Annotated in this window: 25 protein-coding genes and 1 pseudogene; 12 read left to right on the plus strand and 14 right to left on the minus strand. The window is 73.6% G+C overall.

The window, feature by feature from the left end:
- Positions 1 to 71 precede the first annotated feature (71 nt).
- Both AB0J86_RS08280 and AB0J86_RS08285 read right to left on the minus strand, forming a co-directional pair.
- Positions 72 to 1226, minus strand: a complete 1155-nt coding sequence (locus AB0J86_RS08280; protein WP_363854427.1) for a hypothetical protein — start codon at positions 1224 to 1226, stop codon at positions 72 to 74.
- A 91-nt stretch (positions 1227 to 1317) separates the two neighbouring features.
- Positions 1318 to 2502, minus strand: a complete 1185-nt coding sequence (locus AB0J86_RS08285) for an erythromycin esterase family protein (protein WP_363854429.1) — start codon at positions 2500 to 2502, stop codon at positions 1318 to 1320.
- A 160-nt stretch (positions 2503 to 2662) separates the two neighbouring features.
- Here AB0J86_RS08285 and AB0J86_RS08290 point away from each other — a divergent pair, with 160 nt between their 5' ends.
- Positions 2663 to 3415, plus strand: a complete 753-nt coding sequence (locus AB0J86_RS08290) for a MerR family transcriptional regulator (protein ID WP_363854432.1) — start codon at positions 2663 to 2665, stop codon at positions 3413 to 3415.
- A 49-nt stretch (positions 3416 to 3464) separates the two neighbouring features.
- On the opposite strand, the gene AB0J86_RS08295 is transcribed toward AB0J86_RS08290, so the two are convergent.
- Both AB0J86_RS08295 and AB0J86_RS08300 read right to left on the minus strand, forming a co-directional pair.
- Positions 3465 to 4211, minus strand: a complete 747-nt coding sequence (locus tag AB0J86_RS08295) for an NIPSNAP family protein (protein ID WP_363854435.1) — start codon at positions 4209 to 4211, stop codon at positions 3465 to 3467.
- On the minus strand, positions 4208 to 4744 hold the full coding sequence (locus AB0J86_RS08300) for a hypothetical protein (protein ID WP_363854438.1): 537 nt from the start codon (positions 4742 to 4744) through the stop codon (positions 4208 to 4210). The genes AB0J86_RS08295 and AB0J86_RS08300 overlap by 4 nt, the downstream gene beginning before the upstream one ends.
- Positions 4745 to 4852: 108 nt before the next feature.
- Here AB0J86_RS08300 and AB0J86_RS08305 point away from each other — a divergent pair, with 108 nt between their 5' ends.
- Entirely contained in the window at positions 4853 to 5869 is a 1017-nt protein-coding gene (locus tag AB0J86_RS08305; protein WP_363854441.1) for a WYL domain-containing protein, read from the plus strand.
- 8 nt (positions 5870 to 5877) lie between these two features.
- On the opposite strand, the gene AB0J86_RS08310 is transcribed toward AB0J86_RS08305, so the two are convergent.
- On the minus strand, positions 5878 to 6861 hold the full coding sequence (locus AB0J86_RS08310) for an NAD(P)/FAD-dependent oxidoreductase (protein WP_363854444.1): 984 nt from the start codon (positions 6859 to 6861) through the stop codon (positions 5878 to 5880).
- A gap of 144 nt (positions 6862 to 7005) precedes the next feature.
- On the opposite strand from AB0J86_RS08310, the gene AB0J86_RS08315 reads away from it, so the two are divergent.
- On the plus strand, positions 7006 to 7614 hold the full coding sequence (locus AB0J86_RS08315; protein WP_363854446.1) for an XRE family transcriptional regulator: 609 nt from the start codon (positions 7006 to 7008) through the stop codon (positions 7612 to 7614).
- A gap of 15 nt (positions 7615 to 7629) precedes the next feature.
- Here the strand turns inward: AB0J86_RS08315 and AB0J86_RS08320 are convergent, their stop codons facing one another.
- The 3 genes from AB0J86_RS08320 to AB0J86_RS08330 are packed head-to-tail and all read right to left on the minus strand — an operon-like array spanning position 7630 to position 9492.
- The gene (locus tag AB0J86_RS08320) at positions 7630 to 8244 is read right to left on the minus strand and encodes a DUF4865 family protein (protein ID WP_363854449.1); all 615 of its coding nucleotides are present in this window, start codon (positions 8242 to 8244) and stop codon (positions 7630 to 7632) included.
- Between the two features lie 6 nt (positions 8245 to 8250).
- Entirely contained in the window at positions 8251 to 8826 is a 576-nt protein-coding gene (locus tag AB0J86_RS08325; RefSeq protein ID WP_363854452.1) for a TetR/AcrR family transcriptional regulator, read from the minus strand.
- A gap of 39 nt (positions 8827 to 8865) precedes the next feature.
- Positions 8866 to 9492, minus strand: coding sequence for a LysE family translocator (locus tag AB0J86_RS08330; RefSeq protein ID WP_363854455.1), 627 nt, complete (start codon positions 9490 to 9492; stop codon positions 8866 to 8868).
- Between the two features lie 108 nt (positions 9493 to 9600).
- Here AB0J86_RS08330 and AB0J86_RS08335 point away from each other — a divergent pair, with 108 nt between their 5' ends.
- A complete protein-coding gene (locus AB0J86_RS08335) occupies positions 9601 to 10575 on the plus strand; it encodes a LysR family transcriptional regulator (protein WP_363854458.1) in 975 nt (324 codons plus the stop codon).
- A gap of 58 nt (positions 10576 to 10633) precedes the next feature.
- Here the strand turns inward: AB0J86_RS08335 and AB0J86_RS08340 are convergent, their stop codons facing one another.
- Entirely contained in the window at positions 10634 to 11137 is a 504-nt protein-coding gene (locus tag AB0J86_RS08340) for an SRPBCC domain-containing protein (protein WP_363854461.1), read from the minus strand.
- A gap of 177 nt (positions 11138 to 11314) precedes the next feature.
- Here AB0J86_RS08340 and AB0J86_RS08345 point away from each other — a divergent pair, with 177 nt between their 5' ends.
- The 4 genes from AB0J86_RS08345 to AB0J86_RS08360 all read left to right on the plus strand — a co-directional run bounded on the left by AB0J86_RS08345 (position 11315) and on the right by AB0J86_RS08360 (position 14574).
- Entirely contained in the window at positions 11315 to 11659 is a 345-nt protein-coding gene (locus AB0J86_RS08345; RefSeq protein ID WP_363854464.1) for a YciI family protein, read from the plus strand.
- On the plus strand, positions 11649 to 12863 hold the full coding sequence (locus AB0J86_RS08350; protein ID WP_363854467.1) for a sigma-70 family RNA polymerase sigma factor: 1215 nt from the start codon (positions 11649 to 11651) through the stop codon (positions 12861 to 12863). Before AB0J86_RS08345 ends, AB0J86_RS08350 begins: the two co-directional genes overlap by 11 nt.
- 164 nt (positions 12864 to 13027) lie before the next feature.
- Positions 13028 to 13432: a YciI family protein gene (locus AB0J86_RS08355; protein WP_363854470.1), complete on the plus strand. Its 405-nt coding sequence runs from the start codon at positions 13028 to 13030 to the stop codon at positions 13430 to 13432.
- Positions 13429 to 14574 carry a DUF6596 domain-containing protein gene (locus AB0J86_RS08360; protein ID WP_363854473.1) on the plus strand — a complete coding sequence of 382 codons (1146 nt, stop codon included), beginning with the start codon at positions 13429 to 13431 and terminating at the stop codon, positions 14572 to 14574. Before AB0J86_RS08355 ends, AB0J86_RS08360 begins: the two co-directional genes overlap by 4 nt.
- A gap of 27 nt (positions 14575 to 14601) precedes the next feature.
- Here the strand turns inward: AB0J86_RS08360 and AB0J86_RS08365 are convergent.
- A pseudogene (locus tag AB0J86_RS08365) lies at positions 14602 to 14802 on the minus strand (hypothetical protein); the annotation flags it as partial.
- Positions 14803 to 14821: 19 nt separating this feature from the next.
- Between AB0J86_RS08365 and AB0J86_RS08370 the strand changes: the two are divergent.
- The gene (locus AB0J86_RS08370; RefSeq protein WP_363854476.1) at positions 14822 to 15277 is read left to right on the plus strand and encodes an Lrp/AsnC family transcriptional regulator; all 456 of its coding nucleotides are present in this window, start codon (positions 14822 to 14824) and stop codon (positions 15275 to 15277) included.
- Positions 15278 to 15385: 108 nt separating this feature from the next.
- Here the strand turns inward: AB0J86_RS08370 and AB0J86_RS08375 are convergent, their stop codons facing one another.
- Positions 15386 to 16627 carry an MFS transporter gene (locus AB0J86_RS08375; RefSeq protein ID WP_363854479.1) on the minus strand — a complete coding sequence of 414 codons (1242 nt, stop codon included), beginning with the start codon at positions 16625 to 16627 and terminating at the stop codon, positions 15386 to 15388.
- 99 nt (positions 16628 to 16726) lie between these two features.
- Here AB0J86_RS08375 and AB0J86_RS08380 point away from each other — a divergent pair, with 99 nt between their 5' ends.
- The gene (locus tag AB0J86_RS08380; RefSeq protein WP_363854482.1) at positions 16727 to 17812 is read left to right on the plus strand and encodes a helix-turn-helix domain-containing protein; all 1086 of its coding nucleotides are present in this window, start codon (positions 16727 to 16729) and stop codon (positions 17810 to 17812) included.
- A gap of 142 nt (positions 17813 to 17954) precedes the next feature.
- Here AB0J86_RS08380 and AB0J86_RS08385 read toward each other — a convergent pair whose 3' ends face one another.
- Positions 17955 to 18788: a TetR family transcriptional regulator gene (locus AB0J86_RS08385; RefSeq protein ID WP_363854484.1), complete on the minus strand. Its 834-nt coding sequence runs from the start codon at positions 18786 to 18788 to the stop codon at positions 17955 to 17957.
- 126 nt (positions 18789 to 18914) lie between these two features.
- Here AB0J86_RS08385 and AB0J86_RS08390 point away from each other — a divergent pair, with 126 nt between their 5' ends.
- Entirely contained in the window at positions 18915 to 19832 is a 918-nt protein-coding gene (locus AB0J86_RS08390) for an NADP-dependent oxidoreductase (RefSeq protein WP_363854487.1), read from the plus strand.
- Positions 19833 to 19919: 87 nt separating this feature from the next.
- Here the strand turns inward: AB0J86_RS08390 and AB0J86_RS08395 are convergent, their stop codons facing one another.
- A complete protein-coding gene (locus AB0J86_RS08395; protein ID WP_363854489.1) occupies positions 19920 to 20699 on the minus strand; it encodes an SDR family NAD(P)-dependent oxidoreductase in 780 nt (259 codons plus the stop codon).
- Positions 20700 to 20904: 205 nt separating this feature from the next.
- On the opposite strand from AB0J86_RS08395, the gene AB0J86_RS08400 reads away from it, so the two are divergent.
- A complete protein-coding gene (locus AB0J86_RS08400) occupies positions 20905 to 21744 on the plus strand; it encodes a helix-turn-helix transcriptional regulator (protein ID WP_363854492.1) in 840 nt (279 codons plus the stop codon).
- Positions 21745 to 22029: 285 nt separating this feature from the next.
- Here AB0J86_RS08400 and AB0J86_RS08405 read toward each other — a convergent pair whose 3' ends face one another.
- Positions 22030 to 23136 (minus strand): epoxide hydrolase family protein, encoded by a 1107-nt coding sequence (locus AB0J86_RS08405; RefSeq protein ID WP_363854495.1) that lies wholly within the window; start codon positions 23134 to 23136, stop codon positions 22030 to 22032.
- Positions 23137 to 23167 lie beyond the last annotated feature (31 nt).

The raw sequence follows: 23167 nt of genomic DNA on the forward strand, positions 1-23167 counted from the left end.
GCCGCGCGGTGGCACCGACGGTCACCGGGGCGGGTCGTGCGCCGTCCCGACCGTCCGGCCGGCGCGCCGGGTCAGGCGTCAGCCACTGGTGCGGATGCTGCCGATGGTGCCGGTGGTGCCGATGCGGCGTCGGGGGCGCGCAGGCCGGCCAGCGCCGCGGCCAGCTCCCCGACCTGCGCGGAGAGCTCGCCCACCCGGGCGTACGCGCGGTCGCGGTCCCGCTCGGCGGTGGCGAGCCGGTCGGCCACCTCGGCGAGGCGCGCCTCGGCGGCGACGGTCGCCTCCCGGGCGGCGGCGGCCCGCGCGGTCAGCTGGTCGCGTTCGGCGGCGAGCCGGTCGAGGCCGCGACGGGCGTCCGCCAGCGTGGCGGCGGCCTCCTCGGCGGCCCGGCGGGCGTCCGCGTCGCGCCGCCGCGCCTCGTCGGCGGCCCGCTGCGCGTCCTGACGCGCCGCCGCCTCGGCCGCGCGCGCCTGGCCGGCCTCATCGCGCAGGCGTTCGGCCTGGGCGAGGGCCTCGGCGGCGGCCCGGCCGGCCCGTTCGGCGTCGGCCCGGGCCGTGTCGCGTTCGCGGGTCAGCTCCGTGACCGCCCGTTCGGCGGTCTCGGCCCGCTGCCGCTGGCCGCCGGCGTCGCGGCGGGCGGCGTCGCGGTCCTGTTCGGCCTGGGCGCGCAGCGCGTCGGCCGCGCTGGCGGCGTGCCGGGCCTCGTCGCGGGCGGAGCGGGCCGCCTCGGCCTCGGCCCGCGCGGCGGCGGCGGACGCGCCGGCCCGCTCGGCCTCGCGGCGGGCGGCGTCGCGGTCGGCCGTGGCGTGCCGCGCCGCCTGCTCGGCGGCGCTGGCCGCGTCGCGCGCCGTGTCGGCCTCGCGGCGCGCCTCGTCGCGTTCGGTCTGTGCGGCGGCCACCGCCGCGGCGGCCTCGGCGCGCACCTCGGCCAGTTGCCGTTCCACGCCCGCCGGGGAGAGTTCGGCGTGCAGCGCCTCGGTGAGGGTCTCCACCATCTGGTCGAGCCGGTCGACCACCTCCCAGGTGCGGGAGACCTGCCCGGCCAGGCCGGGGGCGCCGCGGTGCCGCATGCGGACGTTGCGCGAGGCCCGCTGGCAGGCGCCGTCGTTGTCCCGGCAGTAGCGGAAGGGCCGGCCCGCGCCGGCGCGCTGCGGTACCGGCCGTCCACAGTGGGCGCAGGGCCGGGTTTCGGTGGGACCGTCCGGGGTGGTGACCTCGTCGCGCATAGCCGAGGCAGTCTAGGCCATGCCGGCCCGGCCGCCACCCGGGCCGACCCGGTGGGCGGCCGGGCGGGTGCGGCGCCGGCCGGCGGGCGGCTCAGATCTCCCGGACGAAGACGATGGCGTCGGCCCGGTCGATGGTGGCCGGGTCGAGGGCGAGGTAGGTGTGGTCGGCCGGTACGCGCGCCGGCGGCGTGCGGTCCAGGGCCGCGGCGAGCCGGCCGGCATCGACGACGGCGCGGGCGTGGGGCAGCCGCGACAGCAGCCCTTCGAGGGTGTCCGGCGCGGGCACGTCGTCCCCGCGCGAGCCGAAGGTGGCGGCGGCGAAGGCGTACCGGTCCCCGAGGCGGGCACCGACGATGGCACCGGCGCTCCACCACTGCCGCCCCTCGCCGGCGAAGTGCAGGCGGCTGCGGTCCCGTTGCAGGTGCAGGTTGTGGGCGAAGGCGAGGGTGGGGCCGCGACGGGTCTCGTGGCCGAGGATGGCGTCGAGGTTGTCGGCCATCATCGCGTCACGCAGGCGCATGAGCGCGTCGATGCGGGTGGGCCCGGTCTCGGCCATGCCGGCGTGGTAGCGCAGGAGCCCGGCGGCGGTACGGCCGTACAGGTCGGCCCGCCACCAGTCGTCCGGGGAGGTGGCCGCGCTCAGCTGCGGGGCGTACGCGGTGAGCAGCGCGCGCAGGTCGTCGGCGAGCAGGCGCAGGCGCATCGCCTCGGGGGTGCGGCCGACGGAACGGGTGGGGTCCGTGAGGGCGGCCGGGTCGATCCAGCGCTCGTCGGGACCGAGCAGTTCGTCGAGGGTCTCGCGGTCGCCGGCCAGATCGAGGTGGGCGGCGAGGTAGTCGTGCAGCCCGGTCAGCGCCGGGCGGGGACTGTCCGGACCGGTGATCTCCAGGGGGCCGTCGAAGCCGTAGAAGCGCACCCGCTCGGGCCGCGGACGCCCCTCGTTGTGGGCGCGCATCCAGCGCAGCAGTTCCCGGTTGGCGGGCGAGGCGCCGAAGCCGTGGCTGAAGCCGAGGTCCATGGCGTCGTCGAGGGTGCCGACGCCGTCGGTGACGTACGCGTCGGCGACCAGGGCGCCCAGGCAGTCGGTCTCCAGGGCGATCGAGCGGTAGTTCTGGTGCGCGACGAGGTGGCGGAACAGCTCGTTGCGCAGCTCCAGGAAGGCCTCGACGCCGTGGGTCGGCTCGCCGAGGCCGAGCAGGCGGGTGGCGGGGGACAGCAGCGCGGTGAGGGCCTCGCCGGTGAACTCGCGCGCGGCGGCGCGGATCGGGTCCGTCATTCCTTCAACTGTATCGTTGAACCACGTGTGTAAGCTTTCGCGCGATCTCGTGCCGTCCGACCGGGACGTACCCTCAACGGCACGGTACAGGAAGCGGCGGCCCGCCCCCGCCGCCGACGGGTCGGGGCGGCGACGGTCGGATGTGGACGGAGCGTGGGGGATGGGCGATCCGGCGACCGGACTGCGGTCGGTGGACCTGGCCCGGCTGGTCGGGGTCTCGACCCAGCAGATCCGCAACTACGTCGACGCGGGCGTCCTGCCGCCGGTGACGCGCAGCCCGGCCGGCTACCGCCGCTTCGAGGCACGCCACCGCCGGGCCCTGCTCACCTACCGGGCGCTGGGCCGGGGGTACGGGTGGGAGACGGCCAAGGCGGTGCTGCGGGCGGTACACGCCGGTGACGTGCCGCAGGCGCTGGCGCGCGTCGACGCCGCGCACGCCGGGCTGCACGAGCAGCGGCTGTCGCTGCGCGCCGTCGGCGAGGCGCTGGAGGCGGTCGCCGCGCGAGGCGCGGGGGAGGCGGTCCCGTCCCGTGGCCCGCTGCGGGTCGGGGAGCTGGCCCGGCGGCTCGGGGTACGCGCCTCGGCGCTGCGGGTGTGGGAGTCGGCGGGGCTGCTGGCGCCGGCCCGGACGCCCGGCACCGGCTACCGCAGCTTCGGCCCCGCCGACGTCCGCGACGCCCAGATGATCAAAATGTTGCGGCAGGGCCGCTATCCGCTGGCCCAGATCCGACCCATCCTCGACGGCCTGCGCCGCACCGGCAGCAGTGAGGCGCTGCGCGCGGCGATCGCGGACCGCCAGCGGGAGCTGGCCCGGCGTACGAAGGGCATGCTCGCCGCCGCCGGTGCGCTGCACGGGTACCTGGAGGAGTTCCCCGACCCGCCGCCGGGCGCCGGCCGGCGGAGCGAGGGCTGACGGCCGGCGGAGCCGGGGAACGCGAACCCGAGGCGGGCGTCGTGGCGGGTCAGAGCAGCGACCGGCCGGTCGGGGCCAGCCGCAGCACCTGCGGGGCGGCCCGCTCGACCCGGGCCAGCGCGGGAAGGATCTCGTCGCGTACCTCGGGGTCGTCGGCCAGGCGCGCGCGGTGCCGCCGGTGGGTCTCGTCGTCCGGGTACGACCCCAGGGTCACCACCACGTTCTCGCCGGTGCGCACCGGCAGTCGCGGGAACGTGTTGACCGCCGGTTCCGTGCCGAACACCGCCAGCGGCGCGGGACCGGTGCGGCCCAGCGCCGGCACGAGCCGGTCCCGGACCAGGCCCGGCCCGGGGCCGGGCACCTCGGCGCGTTCGGCGTCCGGCGGGAAGGACCAGACGGTGGCGACCAGCAGCCGCCGTGGTGCCGGGGCCCCGACCGGGGGCCGCCGGGCCGGGTCGACCGTGACGCCGGTGCCCGGCCCGGCGGGCCGCAGCAGCAGCACGTCGTCCGAGTCGACCATCGTCGCGTTGGCCTGGTCCCGGTGCGCCGCCCAGACGGGTCCGTCGTAGAAGGCGGTCAGCGCGCGCTGTCGGCTGGTCATGTCCGCGAAGCCGCGCAGCCAGACGAACCGGTCGGGGTCGTCGAGGTCGCGGAACTGGCCGAGTACGGTCATCCCGACCCGCTCCTGGCTCTCCACGAACTCCCGGTCGAACAGGTCGATCAGCTCGTCGCGCCGGCCCGGCCGCAGCGTGTACCGGCGCAGCTCCACCACCGCGGGCGAGGCGGGCGCGCTCATCCGACCGGCTCCGAGCTGGCCGGCGTCCGATCCGTGGCGGCCGGCGCCCCGACCCGGGCGAACTCCATGATCCAGTTCGTTTCCCAGGTCGCCCCGCCGTCGACCGAGAAGGCCTGCTCCCAGCGCGCGGAGACGGGCGTGATCCGCGACCAGATGAACCGGCACCGTACGGGTCGGCCCTCGTGGCTGTCGTCGCCGTGGAACTCGCCGTACCCGTCGGCGGTGAACCGGCCGACGATCGGGGGCGTCAACCGCCCGTCCCGGCTGCTGACCCAGTTCAGCGACCACAGCCGGGTCTGCGGGTCGTACAGGCGCAGCGTCAGCCCGGAGAGTCCCTTCGTCGGGAAGCTGATCTCGTCGAGGTTGGCGGCGCCGCCGAAGAGCGTGCCGTGGCAGACGGCCACGCCGGGGAACTCGTCCCAGTCGGACCCGCCGGACAGCGGCGATACCAGCCGCCGGTTCGTCACCTGCCAGCTGCCGATGAGGAAGTCGAAGTCGCCCACGCCCGGGCGGTCGGGGGAAGAGCTGCTCATCCGCGTCGTCTCCTGTCGGTCGATGATCCCGGGCCCGCTGGCCCGGCCGGGAACGCTAACCCCGCTCCACTGACATCCGCTGTCAGTGGAGACCGGCATACTTCCGAGGTGCGCGCGAGCCGGTTGCTGTCGATCCTGTTGCTGCTGCAGGCGCGCGGCCGGCTGACCGCCCAGCAGCTCGCCGACGAGCTGGCCGTCTCGGTCCGCACCGTGTACCGGGACGTGGAGGCGCTGGGCGCGGCGGGCATCCCGCTGTACGGCGAGCCCGGTCACGACGGCGGCTACCGACTCGTCGACGGCTACCGCACCCGGCTGACCGGTCTCACCGGCGGTGAGGCCGAGGCGCTGTTCCTGGCCGGCCTGCCCGGCCCCGCCGCCGACCTGGGGCTCGGCGCGGTGCTGGCCACCGCCCAGCTCAAGCTGATGGCCGCGCTGCCGGAGCCGTTGCGCGACCGGGCCGAGGAGCTGCGGCGGCGGTTCCACCTGGACACCTCCGGCTGGTACGCCGAGGCCGAACCGACCCCGCACCTGGCGGCGGTGGTGGAGGCGGTCTGGACCCAACGGCGAATCCGGATGCGGTACCGCCGCTGGGCCGAGCCGCAGGAGGTGACCCGTACCGTCTCGCCGTACGGGCTGGTGTGCAAGGCCGGCCGCTGGTACCTGGTCGCGGGCGAGCCGGAGTCGATCCGCACGTACCGCGTGTCGCAGATCCTGCGGGTCCAGCTGCTGCCGGGCCCGTGCGAGCGGCCCGATGGGTTCGATCTCGCCGCGCACTGGGCCTCCTACCTGGGCGACTTCGACGCGCGGCGGCACCGCGGCCAGGCCCGGGTGCTGCTCGCCCCGGGGGTGCTGGAGCGCCTGCCGGACCTGGTCGAACCGGCGGTGGTTCGGGCCGCGCGGGCCAGCGTCGGCACCCCGTACCCGGACGGGCGGGTCCCGGTGACCATCCCGATCGAGTCGGTCGGCCACGCCGCCGGCATGCTGCTGCGGCTCGGCACCGACGTGGAGGTGCTCGCCCCGGCCGAGCTGCGCGCCACGATCGCGTCCACGGTCGCCGCGCTGGCGGCCACCTACGCCGACCCGGCCACCTACGCCGACCCGGGCGGCGGCGCCGGCCGGGCGTAGGCGCGCGGTCAGGCCGCCTGGGCGGCCATGGCGAGGCGGGTCTCCTCGGCGACCAGGTCGGCGTTGATCGCCGCCCCGGCGCTCAGGCCACCCGCCGCCGCCGTGACCACCTGGGCGAGCGGGTCCGCCGCGTTGCCGGCCACCCAGACGCCGGGCACCTCGGTGGCGCCGGTGGCGTCGGCCGGTATCCGGCTGCCGATCACGTGCTCCCCGCGCCGCTCGTCGACCGGCCGCAGGCCCAGCGTGGCCGCCACGCCGGCGCGCGCGGTGAACCGGGGCGCCACCACCAGGGCCTGGCAGGCGACGGTACGGCCGTCGTGCAGCCGTACGCCGGTCAGCCGGTCGTCGCGCACCTCCACCCCGGTGACCTCGCCGGCCACCACCGCGATGCCGCGGGCGGCCAACTGGGCGCGCTCCGGTTCGGCCGGTGGGTCCGCCACGTGCCGCAGCAGGGTCACGTCGGCGCTCCACTGCCGCCACAGCAGCGCCTGGTGCACGCTCGCCGGGCCGGTCGCGAGCACCGCGATCGCCTGGTCGCGTACCTCCCAGCCGTGGCAGTAGGGGCAGTGCAGCACGTCGCGGCCCCACCGCTCGGCCAGGCCCGGCACCGGCGGCAGCTCGTCGACCAGGCCGGTGGTCACCAGCAGCCGGCGCGCCCGCACCGTCCGACCGTCGGCGAGTTCGACGGTGAAGTCGCCGTCCGGGCCGTCGGCGCGCCGGGCCGCGGTCACCGTGCCGGTGACGGTCTGCCCGCCGTAGCCGGCGACCTCGGCCCGGCCGGCGGCGAGCAGCTGCGCGGGCGCGACGCCGTCGCGGGTCAGGAAGTTGTGCACCCCGTCGGCCGGGGCGTTGCGCGGCGCGCCGGCGTCGACCACGAGCACGCGCCGCCGGGCCCGCGCCAGGGCCAGGGCCCCGCTGAGCCCGGCGACGCCGCCCCCGACGACCACCACGTCGTACCGCCGGGCCAGCTCCGTACCGTTGTTCGTTGTCATTGTCTCCGCCCTTCCGTCGTGACCGGCCCGACCGGCGGGCCGGGACCGTGCCCCGGGGGCGCGGCGTGCGCCCCGGGCTGGCAGAACCGTCCCGCGCCGGCCCTCGGCTTGACAAACAACGTTGCCGGATCGGCAAATGAACGGATGAGTGACGACGATGCCGGACCGGACCGGGACGACTCCCTCGACCAGGTGCTCGGGGCGGTCGGCCCGAGGCTGCGGGCGCTGCGCCAGCGGCGCGCCACGACGCTGGCGCAGCTCTCCCGCGCGACCGGCATCTCGGTCAGCACCCTGTCGCGGCTGGAGTCGGGCCAGCGCCGCCCCACCCTGGAGCTGCTGCTGCCGCTGGCCCGCGCCCACCAGGTGGCGCTGGACGAACTGGTCGGCGCCCCGCCGACCGGCGACCCCCGCGTGCACGCCCGCCCGGTGACCCGGCACGGCCGGACGTACCTGCCGCTGACCCGCCGGCCGGGCGGTCTCCAGGCATTCAAGATGATCATCCCGCCGACGCCGGCGAGCGAACCGCAGCCGCAGGTGCACGAGGGCTACGACTGGATGTACGTGCTCTCCGGGCGGCTGCGCCTGGTGCTGGGCGAGCACGACCTGATCCTCGCCCCGGGCGAGGCCGCCGAGTTCGACACCCGTACCCCGCACTGGTTCGCCAACCCCGGTCCCGGCACCGCCGAGGTCCTCACCCTCTTCGGGCCGCAGGGGGAGCGGCTGCACGTCCGGGCGCGCCCGCGTGACCGCTGAGTCGGCCGCCGTGGGCTACCAGGTCGGTCCCGAGGGCAGGTCCGCCAGTCCCGGCGTGGACAGGTGCAGTACCTGGTAGCGCTCGGTGGCCGCCGGATCGGCGGTGACGGTCTCGCGCCACAGGACGAACCGCAGCAGCTGCCAGTGGTGCGGGTCGACGGCGAGGGCCGCGGTGTGCACGTCCTCGTGCCGGGCCAGCGTACGAAGCTCCTGGATCTCCCGCTCGATGCGGGCGGCCAGGCCCAGGCCGGTGCCCTCGGGGTCCGGATCGGCGGGGATCGGGACGAGCCGTCGCGAGGCGGCCCGGGGAAGGCCGGCCCGGGCGGGACCGGGGTGGCAGGCGACCCCGGTCCAGTGCCGGACGACCGGGCGGCCGAAGTCGCGCACGATGTTCTGGAATCCGCCGCCGCCGAGCAGGAACCGGGCCATCTCGCCGGTGTTGTGCCAGAGGTAGAACGGGGCGTACTGGTTGACCGGTGAGTCGTCCACGCCGCGTTCGCGGATCACGTACGCCTTCAGCCCGAGCCCGGCGCGGTCGTCGAGGACGCGCCCGCCGACGGCCACGCGCTCGCGGATGATCCGCATGTCGTAGTCGGCGGGCAGGGTGATCTCGTACTGCTTCGCATACATGAGCGCCTACCTGTCGCCGGGGGAGGTGTGGGCGGCGAGCAGGTTCAGCACGCCGGTGATCGCCTGCTCGAACGGTGCGGTGGAGTCGGCGGCGCGGGCCAGCACGTAGCCGCCCTGCAGGACGGCGACGACGGTCGCGGCGGTGGTCGCCGGGTCGAGCGCGGGGCCGAACTCGCCGCGGTCGCGTCCCTCGGCCAGTACGTCGGCGAGCCGTTCCCGCAGCCAGGAGAGGGTCTGCTCGACCGGCGCCCGCAGGTTCGGGTCGGCCATGACGTCGGGGTCCTGGGTGAGGCGTCCGATCGGGCAGCCCCGGAGTACGTCCCGTTCGCGCCGCAGGTAGGCGGTGACGCGTTCGACGGCGGTGCCGGGGGCGGCGAGCTGGGCCTCGGCCTTGGCGCGCATCTCCTCGGCGGTGCGGTTGATCGCGGCGAGCGCCAGGTCGGGCTTGCCGCTGAAGTGGTGGTACATGCTGCCCTGCCCGGCTCCGGCGCGTTGCTGGATGGCCCGAGGGCTGGTCCCGGTGTAGCCGCGTTCCCACAGCAGTTCCCGGGTGCTCTCGACGAGGCGTTCGACAGTGTCCACGCGAGCACTATACATACTAGTAGGTACACCGCCCGGCCCTCACACACCTGCCGCCACCGCGGCGCCCAGCCCCAGCAGCACCACACCGGTGGTCACGGTGATTCCCCGCAGGGCGGTCGGCTGCGACACCAGGGCCCGCCCTCGGCTGACGGCCCAGGTGAGCAGCATGTACCAGGAGGCGCTGACCAGCGCCCACAGGGCTCCCAGGGCGACGGTCGACAGGAACACCGGGCCTTTCGAGGTCACGAACTGGGGCAGCACCGAAACGGCGAACACCCCCGCTTTGGGGTTGCCGAGGTTGGTCATCAGGCCGGTGAGATATCCGCCCGCGAAGCCGGTACCGCGACCGCCCTCGTAGGACGGACGGGTGGAGACGGTGGTGGTGAGCGCGGTCCATAGCGTCTTCGCCCCGAGGACCATCAGCACGACGCCGCCCGCGATCCGGAGCAGCGCGTACGCGGTGGGGCTGGCCAGCAGGACGGCGGACAGCCCGGCCGCGGCGGCCGTGGACCACAGCAGGAAGCCGCTGGCATTGCCCGCGAGCGTGCCTCGGAGCGTACGTTGGCCGCCTTCCAGAACCTGCCGGATCATCAGGGCCGAACTCGCGCCGGGCAGCATCGCCAGCAGCAGGGTGGTGGCGACGAAAACGGGCACATGCGTGGGCATGGCAAAGAACCCCTTCCGGGATTGCGGCCGATGGGTGTACCACCAGGCTTCCCGCCTCGCGCCCCTAAGAGAAGTTAAAAGAGAAGTGTGCAGCGTTAGGATTAGTGAATGCTGGTGGATCCGGGACAGCTGCGGCTCATCGCGTTGATCGAGCGGCACGGCTCCCTGACGGCGGCGGCGCACGCACTCCAACTCACGCCCGCGGCGGTCACCCAACAGGTGGCCAAGGCCGAACGCGACTGGCAGGTACCCCTGGTCATCCGTGGTCCTCGCGGAGCGACGCTCACCGCGGCCGGTGCGCTGCTCGCCTCCCACGGTCGAACTGTCGAGGAGGCATCGGACCGGGCCGAGGCGGAACTGGCCGCACTGCTCGGCCACCTCTCGCTCCGTCTGCGGATCGGGACGTTCCAGGCGGCTGCCCTGCACCTGCTGCCACCGGCCCTGACGACGCTGAGACACCGCCATCCAGACGCCGACGTCTCCGTCGTAGACGTGGTCTCCGGACGCGGAGTGGACGAGATCAGCGCGGGGCGCCTGGACGTGGCCATCGTCGCGTCCTGGGGCACGCCGCTCGCGCCGCCCCCGCACGTACGGGCCCACTCGCTCCTGTTGGATCCGATGGTCGTGGTTCTCCCCGATGACCATCCACTGGCCACCGGGCAGCCCACGGGCGCCGAACTTCACCTGGAACAGCTGCGCAACGAATCGTGGGTCTCCATCCTGGCCGGCCATGCCGCCCGCGAGCAGTTCCACGACGCGGCCCGCGAGGCCGGCTTCACTCCCACCGTGCGGTTCGAGACCGAGTCCTACGACGTCGCCCAGGCCCTCGTCGGCACAGGCATCGCGGTGGCCCTGGTCTCGCGCCTGGCCCTGACCCACGCGCCCGGCACCACCCATCGCGAACTGGCCCGCCCGAGGCCCTACCGCCAGCTCTACGCCGTGACCAGAACCGACGCCAGCCTCACCCCGCTCGCGGACATGCTCATCGACCTCCTGCGTGATGTCGCCCGCGACATCACCGCCACCTGGGCGTCTCCCCGGCGGGAGAAGCAACGCCGATCGAACTCACCGCGCAGGCCCTGAACGGCCCCCGAGCCGGCCGGCAGCCGCCCGCCCCGCCGGCCGGCTCGGACCTGCCCGGTCACGCCACGCGTCGTCGCGCGATCGCCGCCTCCAGGTTGTCGAGCTCGTCGCCGCGGTGGGCGCGGTGCTGCCGCGTCCAGGTCTCGTCGTGCAGCGGATCGACCGTCAGGACCACCCGCGTACGGTCGCCGGCGGGCGCGATGTCGACGGTCGTCAGATGCTCGTACGGCTCGTGGCCGGGCACGAAGTCGACCAGTGACAGGTAGGCGAGGCGGCTCCCCGGCACCACCTCGGTGAACGTCTTGCGCACCTCGCTCGACAGCGGCATGCCGGCGTCCCGCAGGAACGCGACCTGCGCCGGCGCGGTCGCGGTCATCGTGTACCGCAGCCCTCCGCCGGGCCGCAGGTCGAGTTCGCCCACCCGGGTCTCGAAGCCGGCGGGGGCGAACCACTCGTCGAGGCCGGCGGCGGTGGTCCACAGGTGCCAGACCAGCTCCGCCGGAGCGTCGTAGCTGCGCTCGAACCGGGCGGCGTCCGGGTGGGGCGTGGGCTCGGTGGTCATCGGGGTCCTCCAGAGGGTGCTGCCGCCTCGTCCCGGGCGGGTCCGCCGTCATGACGAACGGCGACGCGGCCGACGGACACCACCGGCGCGGAAATCTTCCCGACGCCCGCTGTCCGTCCACGGCGAGGCCGTTCGTCCGATACTCGATACCGGCATCGACCCGCACCGGGAGGACTCATGCAGTACGCGTTGTTGGCCTACTCCCCACCGGAGGAGACCGACCGGGCGACGCGTCCGATTCCGGCCGGCCTCGCCGACCAGCTCGCGCGGCCGAGCGTCACCGGCTGGGCCCGCCTGCACGCGGACGCCTCGGCCACCACGCTGCGCAGCGACGACGGACGGACGCTGCTGACCGACGGGCCGTTCGTCGACAGCAAGGAGTACCTCGCCGGCCTGATCCTGATCGAGGCCGACGACCTCGACGGGGCACTGGCTATCGCCGACGAGCTGCTCCAGGAGGCCAGGCCCGGCACGGCGATCGAGGTGCGGCCCGTTCTCGCCGGACGTTTCCGTGGCGCTTGACGCGGTCTTCCGCGATCAGTGGGGCCGGGTGCTGGCCACGCTGGTCGGGATCCTCGGCGACCTCGAACTGGCCGAGGAGGCGGCCGCCGAGGCGTTCGCGATCGCGGCCGAACGCTGGCCACGGGACGGGGAACCGACGAACCCCACCGGCTGGCTGGTCGCCACCGCGCGCAACCGCGCCATCGACCAGCTGCGCCGCCAGCGGACCCTGGCCGCCAAGACGAGGCTGCTCGTCCGCGACGTCGAGACCGGGCCACGGGAGGCACTCATGGACGACGCCGCCACCATCCCCGACGAACGGCTGGAGCTGATCTTCGCCTGCTGTCATCCGGCGCTCGCCCTGGAGGCGCAGGTGGCGCTCACCCTGCGCACGCTCGGCGGCCTGTCCACCGACGAGATCGCGCTGGCCTTCCTCGTCCCGCCCGAGACCATGAGCAAGCGACTGACCAGGGCCAAACGCAAGATCCGCGACGCGGGGATCCCGTTCGCCGTACCGCCCGCCCACCGGCTGCCCGACCGGCTCGCGGCCGTCCTCGCCGTGGTCTACCTCGTCTTCAACCAGGGGTGGGGCGGCGGGCGGGTCGACCTCGCCGCGCAGGCGATCCAGCTCGGCCGGGCGCTCGCCGAGCTGATGCCGGACGAACCCGAGGTCCTCGCGCTGCTGGCGCTGATGCTGCTGCACGACGCGCGCCGGGCGGCCCGCCTGCGCGACGGGCAGGTCGTACCCCTCGACGAGCAGGACCGCGCCCGGTGGGACCGGCGGCAGATCGACGACGGGCGGGCGCTGCTGCGGCGGGCCGTGGCACGCGGGGGCGGCGGCCCGTACCTGGTGCAGGCGGCCATCGCGGACCTGCACCTGTGCCAGCCCCGCGACTGGCGGCAGATCGCCGCCCTGTACGCGACGCTCGCCCGGCAGACCGGTTCCCCGGTGGTGGAGATGAACCGGGCCATCGCCGTGGCGGAGATCGACGGGCCCGCGGCCGGCCTGGCCATCCTCGATCGCCTCGACCTCCACCACTACCGGTACTACCACTCGACGCGGGCCGAGCTCCTGCGTCGCGTCGGCCGCGACGGCGAGGCCCACCACGCATACCGCCGCGCGCTCGATCTCGCCAGCACCGAGCCCGAACGGCGTTTCCTCGCCGACCGGCTGGCCGAGACGGCGCCGCCCGCCGCGAGCCGAACCGACCGCGCCGGCACGTGACCGCCGGAACACCGCTGGTCGGTACGCGCGCCGCCGGGACGCGGCCGGCCGGGCGCGGGATTTTTCGAATCAACCGGGTTCCGGGTGTCGAGAAGACGGCGCCGGCTCCGTCCCAGGGGCGCGAACGGCCATCAAGGGCCACGTCAGGAAGAGGGAGAACCACCATGAAGTACCTGCTGCTGAAGCACTACCGGGGCGCCCCGGCCGCGGTCAACGACGTGCCGATGGACCGGTGGACGCCCGAGGAGGTCGACGCGCACGTGCAGTACATGCGCGACTTCGCGGCCCGCCTGGAGCGGACGGGTGAGTTCGTCGACGGCCAGGCGCTGGCGCCCGAGGGCGCGTTCGTGCGGTACGACGGCGAGGGACGCCCACCGGTGACCGACGGCCCGTTCGCCGAGACCAAGGACCTCATCGCCGGCTGGATGGTCATCGACGTGGAGTCCTGGGACCGCGCGGTCGAACTGGCCGGGGAGCTGTCCGCCGCCCCCGGTGCCGGCGGCCGGCCCATCCACGAGTGGCTGGAGGTCCGACCGTTCCTCACCGAGATGCCGACGGTCACCGAGTGAACGAGTCCCTGCTGCGGGAGCTGGTCCCCGCGGTGATCGGCGTCCTCGTCCGGCGCGGAGCGGACTTCGCGTCGGCCGAGGACGCCGTGCAGGAGGCCCTGATCCGGGCGTTGGAAACCTGGCCGGACGATCCGCCGCGCGATCCGAAGGCGTGGCTCGTCGCGGTCGCCTGGCGCAAGTTCCTCGACGCCGCCCGCGCCGAGGCGTCGCGGCGGGGGCGGGAACTCGTCGTGGAGGCCGAACCTCCCGCCGGTCCGGCGCCGGGTACGGACGACACGCTGCGGCTCTACTTCCTGTGTGCGCACCCCACCCTGCCCCGGGCCTCGGCCGTCGCCCTGACGCTGCGCGCGGTCGGGGGCCTGACCACCCGGCAGATCGCGGCGGCGTACCTCGTCCCCGAGGCGACCATGGCGCAGCGGATCAGCCGGGCCAAGCGGCGGATCGCGGGGCTGCCGCTCGACCAGCCCGGTGACCTCGGGACGGTGCTGTGCGTGCTCTACCTCGTCTTCAACGAGGGCTACGGCGGAGACGTCGACCTGGCGGGCGAGGCGATCCGCCTCGCCCGCCAGCTCGCCGCCCTGACCGACGAGCCCGAGGTCGCGGGGCTGCTCGCGCTCATGCTGCTGCACCACGCCCGCCGCGCGTCCCGCACCGGCCCGGGAGGTCGTCTCGTACCGCTGGCCGCCCAGGATCGGTCGCGCTGGGACACCGGCATGATCGGCGAGGGGGTGACGATTCTGCAGGCGGCGCTGGCCCGCGACCGGCTCGGCGAGTACCAGGCACAGGCCGCCATCGCCGCCCTGCACGCCGACGCCCGCACGACAGCCGAGACGGACTGGGTGCAGATCGTCGAGTGGTACGACGAACTGCTGCTGCTCACCGGCAGCCCCGTGGTACGGCTCAACCGCGCGGTGGCGGTCGGGGAGGCCGACGGACCGCAGGCCGGCCTGGCCGCGCTGGCCGAGGTGAGGCCCGACCTGCCCCGTTACGCCGCGGTGGCGGCGTACCTGCACGAACGCGCCGGTGACCTCGACTCCGCCGCCGAGCTGTACGCCGAGGCCGCCCGCGCCGCCACCAGCGTGCCCGAGCGCGACCACCTCACCCGGGAGGCCGCACGGGTACGGCAACTGCCTCGCCCGTGAGTACGCGTTGGTAGGTCGACGACAGGTTCACCGGGACTCCGCATCGCGCCAGGGCCTGCGCCCCGGCCCGGTCGGGTGCGTGCCGGTGACGCCCATGACCACCGAGTAGAGGCTGGTCTGCGCCGCGATGAAGAGGCGGTTGCGCTTGGCGCCGCCCCAGGTGATGTTGGCGACCGGCTCGGGGACGTTGAGCCGCCCGATCAGGGTGCCGTCGGGGGCGTAGCAGTGCGGTCAAGCCGAACGGAGAGTGGTGGATCACATCGATCGCGTCCTGCTGGCGCAGCTCCAGCAGGACGCCACCCAGTCCTACGCCACGCTGGGCCAGGCGGTGGGCCTCTCCGCCGGTGCGGCTCATGAACGCGTACGCAAGCTGCGGGAACGCGGCGCGATCCGGCGTACCACCGTCGAGGTGGACCCGGCGGCGGTGGGCAACGCCGTCCTGGCCTACGTGATGGTCAGCTCGGTCTCCTGGATGGGTGATTCGGCGACGAACTTCGCCGCGGTCCCCGAGATCCTGGAGGCGCACATCATCGCCGGCAGCGCGACGGTGCTGGTGAAGGTCAGGACCGCGACCACCGCACAGCTGCAGGACGTACTGCGCCGGATCTACGCGATCGACGGGGTCAGCGGGACGCAGGCCACGGTGGTGCTGGAGACGCTCTTCGAGCGGCCGGTCTCCCCGCAGGTCGCCGAGCGGGAGTGACCTCGCGCCACGCCCGCCCTGATCACCCGAGCCTGGCGGTCCCGACCCCGGCGCACCCGGGTCGAGCGCGACGACGCCAGCCCCGTCAGGCCGTCCGCCAAGCCGAGTTCACGAGCCTGCTCGCGCCCGCCGGTGGCAACCGCCGAGCCGCGTTCCCTGGTGCTGCTCGCTCGCAACGGCGAAGGCGCAGAGGAGCGTCGCAGCGGCGAGGCTGCCCCAGAGGGCGGCCTCGCCGTGGGCGGCGAGAGCGGTGATGACCGCCGGGGAGACGGCGAGGCCGAGGCCGGTCGAGAGCTGGAAGCGGGCGAGGGCGCGCCCCACGACATGGGCCGGGGCGAGGGCGGTGACGAGCGCGGTGGCGCTGCCGGCGTAGATGATCTCGCCGATGGTGCAGACCACGGAGACCGCGGCGACGGCCGGGGCACTCCAGCCGTGTCGCAGCGAGGTGGCGGCGAGGAAGCCGAGGTACGACGCGGCGAGTACCACGCCGGCGAGCGCAAGCACGGTCCGCCGGGAGAAGCGCGACATCAGGACGGTGACCGGCACCTGCAGGGTGACCACCAGCACCGTGTTCGCCACGAAGATGGCGGCCGACCAGGCCGGGGACGCGTGCAACTGGGTCACCAGGACCAGCGGGAGCGCGATCTCGGGGACGTTGAGGCAGAAGACGTAGACCACGTTGGCGGCCAGCAGCACGCGCATCCGAGGTGCGCCCCCGTCGGCCCTGTCCCTGGCCGCAGTAGCGGCCGGACACGTCTGCACGTGGACCGACCAGGCCAAGGTCGCCGCGGCGAGATAGGCGAGCCCGGTGACGACTGCCAGCGCCCGCAGTGCGGTGGTACCGCCCGCCAGGCATGCGGTGGCGAGGAGGGCGCCCGCGCCCAGGCCGGCGTTGCGCAGGGCGCGGCCTCCCGCGAGCGCGGCGTCGCGTTCGCGGCCGTGGGCGACCGTGGCCACGAGCGCCGCGTGGGCGGCCGGCCATGCCTGGTTGCCGATGCCGAGGAAGAGCGCCGCCGTCGCGAACAGCCAGACGTGCCGCGCCGGGGTGGCCAGCAGCAGCGCCACACCCAGCACCCGCACCAGCATCGACGCTGCCACGACCGTGCTGCGCGCGCCCCGGTCGAGCCATCGGCCGACCGCGGGCATACACACCAGACCCACGACGACACCGACCGTCATGGCGATGCCGGTGGCCGACGCGGACAACCTCAGCACCGTCACCCCGTAGAGCAGCAGAAAGGGCCGCAGCAGGCCGGTACCGAGCGCGTCCACGGCCAGGGCGACGGCATAGCGGGGACCGCCGGAGGCGCGGACGAGGGCGCGCGGCTGGATGCTGGTGGTGGCTGTCATGGCGTCAACGGTGCGTTCGGCCGCCGGGACGACCGCGTCGATTGACGGACACCGTCAACCGACGCGGTCGTCGGCCACCCGACCAGCAATGATGGGGGGATGACGGTGCGGATCGACATCGGTGGCCTGCCACCCGGGCGACTGCGGTTCGCCGCCTCCCCGCTGGCCGAGCTGACCGCGATGCTGCACGTGCTGGCCGAACCCGGGCATCACCCGCGGCTCGCCGGCTGGGCCGGGGACGTCTGGGCTGGGCTGCGGCCGGAGCTGGCCGAGCGGCTCAGGGAGGCGGAGTTCCTCTGGCGTTCCTCACGGGCCGACTTCCTGGTCCCCGCCCGTCCCCGGCTGACCCTCGCCGAGGAGTTGGACGACGTAGACCGGATCGACGACGAAACGTACGTGACCGCCGCGCTCGTCACCACGTGCGGCAGCAACCGGGTCCACTTCGCCGCGCCGTCGCCGCTCGTCGACGCGACGGCGCGTGAGCGGGCCCTGGACCTGGCCCAGGCACGCGGCGCGCTTCAAGAGGCCTTCGCGGAACGGCTGCTCGCGGACCCGGCCGCCGTGCGGGCACGGGTGCGTCACACCCTCGAACAGTGCGCCGAGGCATTCTTCGACGCCGCCTGGGCAGATGTCGCCGTGCGACTCGCCGCCGACCTGCGCCTGAAGAACGACCTGCTGAAGCGCCGGGGCATCGGGGCGGCGCTCGCGTCGGTCTCCAGCGCCGTCACCCTGGCGCCGGACGGCAACCGCATCATCGTGGACAAGCTGCAGGACAATGCGACCGCCGCCCGCGGTACCGGGGTCACCTTCCTCCCCAGCGTCTTCGGCCGGCCGCACCTGGTGGTGGTCCACGCGCCCGGCTGGCAGCCGGTGGTGCAGTACCCCGTGGCCGAGGCGGGTCCATCGGAGACGGTATCGCTGGAAACGGTGACGCTGCGGCTGGAGGCGCTCGCGCATCCGGTGCGGCTGCGGCTGCTGCGTACCCTGGCCCGCGGCCCGCACACGACCGGTGAGCTGGCCCACGCCTGGGATCTCTCGCCCCCGGAGGTTTCCCGCCACCTCGCGGTCCTGCGCCGCGCGGGCCTGCTCACGACCCGGCGACAGGGTCGTTACGTCCGCTACACCCTCAATCTGCCCGATCTGACGGCGCTGGGAGCCGACCTGCTGGCGGCCGTACTGCGCTGAGTCGCTCCCTCGCGGCCCGGTCGCGTAGCCCGTGGGACGGGCCGGCGCGCTCGCGCCGGCGCGCCATCAGCGGGGTGGGGGTGCCGGTAAGGATCGCGTCGCCAGCCGCGAAACGAACACGCCCAGCCCTGATCGCTGCCGCTCAGGGGGAGGTTTGTCCGTCGTCGTGTTCGGCGAGGTGGCGGTAGAGGGTGGCGTGGCTGACGCCGAAGGCCGCCGCGACCCGCTCGACCGGTTGGCCGGCGGCGAGAGCGGCCCGGGCCGTGGCGCACTGGTTCGGGTCGAGGTTGCGGGGTCGGCCGGGCTGCCCGCGCTGGGCCTCGGTGAGACCTTCGGGTGCGCCCGCACCGGGGGACGCCGTGAATGTCTGCACGTAGTCGATGGCTGTCCACAGGGTGTCTTTCAGCGGGGCGATGTCGCGGGCGACCTGGGCGAGGAGCATGCCGCCCTGGAAGGAGGAGAGCAGGAGATAGGCCAGTCGGGTGGGATCCGCCTCGACGCTGAGGCGGCCGAGCCTCTGCATCCGTTCGAGCCCATCCCGGAAGATGTCTCTCCACTGCTCGAACGCGTTCGCGAGTTCCCCGCGAACGTCGAGGTCGCTCTTGATGATCTCGCTGGCGAGCGAGCCGAGGCTGCAGCCTTCCTGGTAGGAGCGCTCGTAGGCGATGTAGAAGCCCGCCCATTCCCGAAGGGAGTCGAGGCTTTCGAAGTGGGTGAACCGCTCACTGCGATGGAACGTGAGGACCCGCTCGGCCTGCCACTCGATGACCGCGAGGACGAGGCTCTCCTTGGTCGGGAAGTAGTGGTTGAGCTGTGACCCGCTGATGCCTGCCGCGCGACGGAGCTGCTCGTTGTTCGTCGCGTGGACGCCCTTGGTGTAGATCAGCTCTGCGGCGTGTTCGAGGATGCGGGCTCGGGTCGCCTGCCCCTTGCCCGTGAGCTTCTGCCGCACCCGAGCTTCCGCTGTGGTTCCCATGACACCCACGATATCCCAGATTGGGCTTGACGGCCCATACTCGCGTCAGGTTGACTGCCACTAGTGGGCTAGCAGGCCCAAAAAGCGGCGCCAGAGCCGACGAGCACGAGATGTACGGAGGCACCCATGAAGGCAATCGTCGCGATGGATCGGGCCGCGGAAGCGGCCGGGATCACGCTCGCGGAGCGGCCTGAGCCGACGCCGGCGATCAACGATGTCGTCGTTGAAGTCCACGCGTCGGGCTTCGTCCCCGGGGAGTGGGAGTGGCCTTCGACCTGGGTCGACCGCTCCGGTCACGATCGCGTCCCGGCGATCATCGGCCACGAGTTCGCCGGGGTGGTCTCCTCCCTCGGCTACGGCACGACGGGACTCTCGCTGGGGCAGCGGGTGTTCGGGATCACGGACTGGCACCGCGACGGAACGCTGGCTGAGTACGTGGCCGTGGAGGCACGCAACCTCGCGCCACTGCCGGGGAACGTCGACTTCACGGTGGGCGCGAGTCTGCCGATCTCCGGCCTGACCGCGTGGCAGGGCCTGTTCGAGCACGGTCGTCTCCAGGCCGGGCAGAGCGTCCTCGCCCACGGCGCCGCCGGCGCCGTCGGGTCGGTGGTGGCGCAGCTCGCCCGGGAGTTCGGCGCCTACGTCATCGGTACCGGTCGGGCGGCGGACCGCCAGGCGGTGCTCGACTTCGGCGCGAACGAGTTCCTCGACCTCGACCACGAGGATCTCCACGACATCGGCGGGGTCGACCTGGTCTTCGATGTCATCGGCGGTGATGTCCAGAGGCGCTCGGCGAGCATCGTCCGGCCCGGCGGGACGCTGGTGTCGGTGGTCGGACCTGTCGAGGCTCGCCCCGTCGACGGCCTGGCGGTCGACTTCGTCGTCGAGTCCGTTCCGAGTCAGCTGGTGGAGATCGTCGACCGGGTGCGAGACGGGCGCCTGCGCACGCACATCGGAACAGTCGCGACCCTCGACGACGCCATCCCCGCGCTCAACCCGACCGAGCGGCGCAAGGGCAAGACCGTCATTCGCGTACGCCCCTGAGCGCCCTGGATCAGGTCGCGCTCGTTCGACAACGCCAATGTGGCCGCCGGCCCGACGCAAGGGCGCTGGGCCGACAGCTGTGTCGGTTCAGACTGCTCGGTAGCGTGTGGCCAGCTCGGGGCTCTGCGCACCGAAGGCGGCGAGGTTTGCCTGGAAGACCGCGTCAAGGAGGCCGGCGTCCTCGACGCCCGGGGCGCAGACGATCTCGCCCAGTTCCAGGCCGCGCAGACTGGCGGTGACGACCTCGTCGGCCGTCATGCGGGGCACCCTGCTCATGTCCAGGCCCTGGCGCTCGTGGAACTCGGTCGCCACCACGCCCGGGCACACGACCTGTACGTTGATCCCGGTGCCCTCCAGCTCGGCGCTCAGCGTCTGGGAGATGGCGACGAGGTAGGCCAGGCTGCCGGCGTAGACGGCGCGACGGGGCATCTGGGAGTGTGGGGCGGGGCCGCTGAAGGCGATCATGCCAGCCACGTTGATGATGGTGCCTTGGCCCCGTTCCCGCATGCCGGCGACCACGGCGCGGCTGAGCATGGTGGGGGCGAGGACCTTGACGTTGACCAGTTCGGCGGCCTTGTCGGCGGGGAGCTGGGCGAGGGGCATGTAGTGGGCGACGCCTGCGTTGTTGACGAGCATGGTCAGCGGCTCGGTGGCGCAGATCTCGGCGACCGCCTCGATACCTGCGGTGGTGGACAGGTCGGCGGCCACGGTCTTGACCTTGACCTCGGGGTGTGCGGCGACGAACTCTGCCAGGCGGTCCCTGCGCCGGCCCACGACCACCAGGTCGTAGCCGCCGGCGGCCAGCCGTTCGGCGAAGGCTCTGCCGATGCCGGAGGTGGCGCCGGTGACGAGTGCGAGGTTGCCCACTGTCCTTCCTTCTTTCTGTGGTCGGCCGTGGCCGCCACGGTCATCGCCCGGCGCCCTTCCGTTGGATGCGCACCGGCAAGAGGTGATTGTTGTGCGTTCTCGTGCCTCAAGCCTGCGAAACGGCCGGGCGAGCAGCCAGACGTCCGGTCTTCCTGGGAACGCCGGTACCAGGAAGACCGGAGTCGGGGCGGGCACACTGACAGTCATGGCGACGACGGAATTCGGGCAGGCGGTGCGCCGGTGGCGAGAGCGGGTCTCGCCGGAGGCCGCCGGACTTCCCGTCGGCGGCCAGCGGCGTACCCCGGGGCTTCGACGCGAAGAGCTGTCCCAGCTGGCCGGGATCTCGGTCGACTACATCACCCGACTCGAACAGGGCCGCGCCACCAACCCGTCGCGACAGGTCATCGAAGCCCTCGCCAGAGCCCTACGGCTGTCGGGCCCTGAGCGCGCGCACCTCTTCCGGCTGGGCGGGCTGCAGCCGCCGGGACCGGACAGCGTGCCCGCGTACCTCACACCCAGCGTGCAGCGCGTACTGGACCGGCTGACCCACACCCCTGTCGCCGTCTTCGACGCCGCCTGGACGCTCCTGCTGGCCAACCCGCCCTACGCCGCCCTCATGGGCGACCCGTCCGGATGGCGCGGCCACGAGCGCAACGCGGTGTGGCGCAACTTCCTCGGCTCCAGCGACCGCGTACGGCACACCTCGCGGTCACGGCACGCCCTGCAGCGCGCCTTGACCGCGGACCTGCGCACAGCCACCGCCCGCTACCCGGCCGACCAGCGGCTCCACGGGCTGGTCGCTGAACTGCTCGCACGAAGTGACCGGTTCGCCGAGCTGTGGGATACCGGCCTCGCCGGTAACCACGAAGCCGCCCGCAAGACGATCGACCACCCGCACGTCGGCGCCGTCACCCTCGACTGCGACATCCTCACCGTGGCCGGCAGCGACCTGCGCATCATGGTCTACACCGCCGAACCCGGCACCGAGGACGCCGAGCGTCTCGCACTGATCACCACCCTCGGGATCCACGCACTCGTCGGCTAGCAAGCCGAAACGTTTGCCCGTTCCGTCAGCGACGGAGCGATCTGACCCGGATGTTCCTCAACCCCCGCGTCCCGCGCCCGGAACCATGCCGGGCAATTATCGGATTACCAATATTGGTAATCCGATAATTGCCTCCTGGTAGCGGGTCAAATCGGGCAGATCGCCGCTACACCATAATGACCGTTATGGTGTAGCGGCGCGCGTCGGTCGTGTCGGGCGGTCGCCGTTCGGCTGATCCGGTCGCGGATGCCGCCGGAAGCGCTGGCGACACCTCGGCTCTGTCTCCTAGTCGGTGGCGATCCGGTGGTCGTCGTCGACGTGGGCGAGGAAGAAGCTCCGGATGTCCTCGGCGAGCAGTTCGGGCACCTCCATGGCGGCGAAGTGCCCGCCGCGCTCGAACTCCGACCAGTGCCGGATGTCGTAGATCCGCTCGGCGAGCGGTCGTACCGACTGGGTGATGTCGTGCGGGAGCACCGCCACGCCGACCGGTACCGGGCACGACTCGGTCCGCCGTGGGGCCTCGCGGTGCAGCCGCGCGGAGGAGGCCGCGGTGGCGGTCAGCCAGTAGAGCGTGATGTTGGTGAGTATCCGCTCGTCGCTGACGGGCGAGCCGGGGTCGGTCCACTGCGCGAAGCGCTCGGCGATCCAGGCCAGTTGGCCGACCGGCGAGTCGGTCAGCGCGTACCCGATGGTCTGCGGGGTGGTGGCCTGCAGCGTCTGGTACGGCGGACGGTTCGCCATCAGCTGGCGTACCTTGTCCAGCCGGGCCTCGTCGGTCTCGGACAGCTCGACGCCGGCGTCGGGGAGTGGCCGGGTCGGCAGGTAGTTGACGTGCACCCCGACGACCCGCTCGGGTGCCACCGCGCCGAGCGCCAGCGATATGCCCGAGCCGAAGTCGCCGCCCTGCGCGCCGTAGCGCTCGTACCCGAGGCGGCGCATCAGCTCGGCCCAGGCCCGCGCGACCCGGACGATGTCCCAGCCGCGTTCGTGGGTGGGACCGGAGAAGCCGTAACCCGGGATGGACGGGATCACCAGGTGAAAGTCGCGCGACAGCGGCTCGATCACGTCGAGGAACTCCAGGAACGAACCGGGCCAGCCGTGGGTGAGGATCAGCGCGAGCGCGTCCGGTCTCGACGATCGGACCTGGACGAAGTGGATGTTCTGGCCGTCGATCTCGGTGGTGAAGTGGGGCAGCTGGTTGAGTGTGGCCTCGTGCTCGCGCCAGTCGTAGCCAGTGCGCCAGTGTTCGGCCAGCTCCTTGAGCCGGGCGAGCGGGAAGCCGTAGTCCCAGCCGGCGTCGGCGACCTCGTTGGGCCAGCGGGTCCGGGCGAGTCGGTCGGCCAGGTCGTCGAGGTCGGCCTGGGGGATGGCGATGCGGAACGGGTTGATCATGTCTCGACTCCAGGGGGATCCATAACGTTAG

Origin of the sequence: Micromonospora sp. NPDC049559 (assembly GCF_040676675.1) — a bacterium.
GTDB lineage: Bacteria > Actinomycetota > Actinomycetes > Mycobacteriales > Micromonosporaceae > JBFAPK01.

What these genes read in the sequence shown, in the direction of transcription:
- AB0J86_RS08385 (WP_363854484.1), bottom strand. Translation starts at nt 18,788, where the DNA reads ATGGGAACCACAGCGGAAGCTCGGGTGCGGCAGAAGCTCACGGGCAAG.
- AB0J86_RS08290 (WP_363854432.1), top strand. Translation starts at nt 2,663, where the DNA reads ATGGGCGATCCGGCGACCGGACTGCGGTCGGTGGACCTGGCCCGGCTG.
- AB0J86_RS08295 (WP_363854435.1), bottom strand. Translation starts at nt 4,211, where the DNA reads ATGAGCGCGCCCGCCTCGCCCGCGGTGGTGGAGCTGCGCCGGTACACG.
- AB0J86_RS08320 (WP_363854449.1), bottom strand. Translation starts at nt 8,244, where the DNA reads ATGTATGCGAAGCAGTACGAGATCACCCTGCCCGCCGACTACGACATG.
- AB0J86_RS08380 (WP_363854482.1), top strand. Translation starts at nt 16,727, where the DNA reads ATGACGGTGCGGATCGACATCGGTGGCCTGCCACCCGGGCGACTGCGG.
- AB0J86_RS08345 (WP_363854464.1), top strand. Translation starts at nt 11,315, where the DNA reads ATGCAGTACGCGTTGTTGGCCTACTCCCCACCGGAGGAGACCGACCGG.
- AB0J86_RS08285 (WP_363854429.1), bottom strand. Translation starts at nt 2,502, where the DNA reads ATGACGGACCCGATCCGCGCCGCCGCGCGCGAGTTCACCGGCGAGGCC.
- AB0J86_RS08340 (WP_363854461.1), bottom strand. Translation starts at nt 11,137, where the DNA reads ATGACCACCGAGCCCACGCCCCACCCGGACGCCGCCCGGTTCGAGCGC.
- AB0J86_RS08300 (WP_363854438.1), bottom strand. Translation starts at nt 4,744, where the DNA reads ATGAGCAGCTCTTCCCCCGACCGCCCGGGCGTGGGCGACTTCGACTTC.
- AB0J86_RS08405 (WP_363854495.1), bottom strand. Translation starts at nt 23,136, where the DNA reads ATGATCAACCCGTTCCGCATCGCCATCCCCCAGGCCGACCTCGACGAC.
- AB0J86_RS08355 (WP_363854470.1), top strand. Translation starts at nt 13,028, where the DNA reads ATGAAGTACCTGCTGCTGAAGCACTACCGGGGCGCCCCGGCCGCGGTC.
- AB0J86_RS08375 (WP_363854479.1), bottom strand. Translation starts at nt 16,627, where the DNA reads ATGACAGCCACCACCAGCATCCAGCCGCGCGCCCTCGTCCGCGCCTCC.
- AB0J86_RS08310 (WP_363854444.1), bottom strand. Translation starts at nt 6,861, where the DNA reads ATGACAACGAACAACGGTACGGAGCTGGCCCGGCGGTACGACGTGGTG.
- AB0J86_RS08330 (WP_363854455.1), bottom strand. Translation starts at nt 9,492, where the DNA reads ATGCCCACGCATGTGCCCGTTTTCGTCGCCACCACCCTGCTGCTGGCG.
- AB0J86_RS08315 (WP_363854446.1), top strand. Translation starts at nt 7,006, where the DNA reads ATGAGTGACGACGATGCCGGACCGGACCGGGACGACTCCCTCGACCAG.
- AB0J86_RS08390 (WP_363854487.1), top strand. Translation starts at nt 18,915, where the DNA reads ATGAAGGCAATCGTCGCGATGGATCGGGCCGCGGAAGCGGCCGGGATC.
- AB0J86_RS08280 (WP_363854427.1), bottom strand. Translation starts at nt 1,226, where the DNA reads ATGCGCGACGAGGTCACCACCCCGGACGGTCCCACCGAAACCCGGCCC.
- AB0J86_RS08335 (WP_363854458.1), top strand. Translation starts at nt 9,601, where the DNA reads ATGCTGGTGGATCCGGGACAGCTGCGGCTCATCGCGTTGATCGAGCGG.
- AB0J86_RS08400 (WP_363854492.1), top strand. Translation starts at nt 20,905, where the DNA reads ATGGCGACGACGGAATTCGGGCAGGCGGTGCGCCGGTGGCGAGAGCGG.